The 3,028-nt window shown below is 46.7% G+C and carries 3 protein-coding genes; all 3 read right to left on the bottom strand.

Annotated elements, in window-relative coordinates; genetic code table 11:
• Positions 1 to 722 (bottom strand): relaxase/mobilization nuclease domain-containing protein (locus tag DSZ37_RS17435; RefSeq protein ID WP_242978667.1); only part of this gene is annotated, 722 nt, incomplete at its 3' end.
• Entirely contained in the window at positions 719 to 1,030 is a 312-nt protein-coding gene (locus DSZ37_RS17430; RefSeq protein ID WP_109728201.1) for a plasmid mobilization protein, read from the bottom strand. The genes DSZ37_RS17435 and DSZ37_RS17430, both read right to left, overlap by 4 nt.
• Before the next feature lie 333 nt (positions 1,031 to 1,363).
• Positions 1,364 to 2,407 carry an AAA family ATPase gene (locus DSZ37_RS17425; protein WP_109728199.1) on the bottom strand — a complete coding sequence of 348 codons (1,044 nt, stop codon included), beginning with the start codon at positions 2,405 to 2,407 and terminating at the stop codon, positions 1,364 to 1,366.
• Positions 2,408 to 3,028: the final 621 nt, after the last annotated feature.

Below are 3,028 nucleotides of genomic sequence, written 5' to 3'. Positions count from 1 at the left end.
CCGTGAAGCTTATTGTCACGGCATCTTCTGCCATTAGGACAAGTGTAGGTAATATACTTTCGGTTGTCCTCCCACCTGACATTGTAGCCCTGCTGCTTCATCAAGTAGCAGAACTGCTTGCGAGACTTTGCCTGTTTCATGACTTGGTTTATGACATTCATCAGCTCCCACTTGAAGCTCTCGCCTCGCTTGGCTGACCTGTACTCGCTGTCAGAGAGGAAGTCCTTATTCATTTTCTTCTTGGGAGTATCAAGGACATGAACTCCATACCTCTGACAAATCTCATCGCTGAGTTTCATTAATTTCTCGACGCTTTCCTTGTTTGAATGGTACTTCTTTCCGTCCTCGAAGCTTACAGAGTTGAACACAAAATGTGAATGTATGTGCTCCCTGTCGATATGAGTTGCCACCACAACTTCGTATTTGTTGAAGGCTTTCTCCGCAAGCTCCACCGCTATCTTGTGTGCGAGTTCGGACTCGATCTCATATCCACTTGGGAAGCTCTGCACCAGATGATAGTACAATCGACCGTCAGGTTTATGGTACAGGTTCTTGGTTGCGGTCATTTCATCGAGTGCAGTTTCGGGCGAGCAGTTGACACCTGTCACGAAACGCTTGTCCTCTGAGACCGTCTTTTCCTTTCTGCTGACGTAGTTGAGGACGTTCTTCATGCCGCCAGCTGTCTGAGTTTTATTGTTGATAAAATGGATTATGGGCATCATTTCACCACCTTTGCTATCTCACAGACTGCCGCTGTCACTGACCTGTGCTGCTCCACAAGCTCGTCCAGTCTGACAGAGTGCAGCCGTCCTTCGTGTGCCAGCATTGCTATCTGATTGAGGTTGCGTCCGATAGCTTTCTGCTGCTTAACTATCTCATTTATACCGTTAGCGACAACGATTTTCTTTCCGAGAGCACTCCGCATTACGAAGTCATTCAGCTTCAAGCCGTGCCTCTCAGCCAGTTCATGGATACGCCTGCTTTCTTCCTCTGTGCAGCGTATCGCTATGGTGGTGTTTCGTTTTCTCATGTTATCATCCCCCTTTTTCTTATGCCAATTAAAGTGGGTTCGGGCTTCTGCCCGACAAGCAAGGCGGCAAGCGGAATGCCAGCTGCTATGCTTGCCGGCTTTTCTGAGCCGATTTTTTCGGGTACCACCACTTTTTCCTCTGCCGATATTATCTGTGCAGTATCGCCACACTCGCTCCACGTTGCGCGACAACCGCTTTTGTCGGTGCAGGTGGGATAACTACCCGATTTGGACTACTGCGTCAAATTTGGGCGTTTTTGTGCGTGACAGTAACTCAGCCGTGACAGTAAAACTACCGACACGGGAACCTACTGACACGCTCCGCAGATGAAGCTATATAGACGTTTGTGAGCTGTCGGGCAACGCCTGCGTGACGGTAACATTTCTACCGTCACTACTGTCACGCTTGCCGTTGTAGTGAAGAATAATAACGCGGCCTTTGTGAACTCTTTCGTACTTGAAATCAATTCCATACTTGCTGAGTTCATAACCATTCTGAACCAAGTCGCGCGTAACTCTGTTCGGATATATCACTTCATCGGTAACTTTTTTCAATTCTTCAACCAACTCAGTCGCAATACCTTCAAAGTGAATTCGCTCCCTGATGAAAAGATATACAGCAGAGAGAACAGTATTGTCGCGGCTCTTCTTCGGTGTAGCTTCGTTCTCAACTATCCAGCGCATAACATCGGTATCGAAATGCATTCGCAGTTCAGTGTATTCAATGTCACGCCCCTGACAATACATAATTGCTTTTCCTGAGCCGCACTTTGTTTCCTTGAGCGCAAAGTTGCCGTCAGTTGCACCGCCGATACCTGTGCTGCCTGTCATCATATTGAACGGATTATCGTCCTTAGCTTTTCGCATATGATGTATCATCAGTATGCATATACCTAAGCGGTATGCGACTTGTTTGAGTGCGATCAGTTCAGCGTAGTCAGCGCCGTAACTTGACTCAACATTGCTGCGCACCATTTGCATTACATCAACAACAACTATTTTCAAGTCATCGTGCTCTTTCTTGAACGTTTCTATCTGTTCTTCAAGACCTGCACCGATTTTATCAGAAGCAAGTGCGAAGTGAAGATTTTCAATCGGTTCAGCATTCATCTGGAACAATCTGTCCTGCACACGCTGATAGTTATCTTCCAAACACAAGTACAGCGCAGTTCCCTGAATGGTTTCACGCCCGAGCACTGGAACTCCTGTTGCAATGCTGAGACAGATATCCATTGCCAGCCATGACTTGCCTACCTTCTGCGCACCTGCAAGTACATACAATCCCTGCGTGAGCAGTCCGTCGATGATGAACTCCTTCGGCTTGAATACTGTTGACAGTATTTCTTCTGCGGTTTTCGTCTGTAACATATTACTCATACAATTCCTCCTTTCTCATAAGATTCCCGAACACAGCTGACAGCTTTTTTCGTTACGGGCAAGTGCTCGCGCGAACTATTTGTGTGGGCTGTGTCGGGCGGATATTTGCTCTTTTGATTGAAAAATGTGGGAGCAGTATCCTTTATGCAAATCGACCTGTTTTTGCATAAGTTTTTGACCGCTCTGAAACGATTTCCGAAACACGAATTCTTTTTTATGAGAACTGACCTTTTCTCACAAGAAACTGATATTGACCACAAAGTGCATAGAATAGAGCTTTGCAGACATTTCAACTCAAAACTGTTATGATGACAGTTTTGAATGTTTTTCAGTCAAAAATGAGCATTTCGGAATAAAAATGTGGGAGCAGTATCTTCATTGCAATTTGAACCGTTTTGGGCACATAGATCAGACACATCAGATCGGGTCAGTACAAAAGCGCGCGATACATCATGGACCTGCTGTGAACTCACAGTGGTATCCGCCGCACTCCTGCCTGACCGAATCAGAAGCCGCCCGACTGCACATCGGACTCATAGACAACCTAAATGCTCGGCTGCCCCGGCACACTCCCATTGCCTGCGACGGTTTTATCACGCTCGGACTGTGGCTGAGTGTAAG

It is taken from the genome of Ruminococcus flavefaciens, assembly GCF_900116855.1.
GTDB lineage: Bacteria > Bacillota > Clostridia > Oscillospirales > Ruminococcaceae > Ruminococcus > Ruminococcus flavefaciens_R.
The sequence above is the reverse complement of the archived record's forward strand: the minus strand, read 5'-3'. Positions and strand labels throughout refer to the sequence as shown.

Coding starts and splice junctions, on each gene's coding strand:
- DSZ37_RS17430 (WP_109728201.1), bottom strand. CDS start 1,030: ATGAGAAAACGAAACACCACCATAGCGATACGCTGCACAGAGGAAGAA.
- DSZ37_RS17425 (WP_109728199.1), bottom strand. CDS start 2,407: ATGAGTAATATGTTACAGACGAAAACCGCAGAAGAAATACTGTCAACA.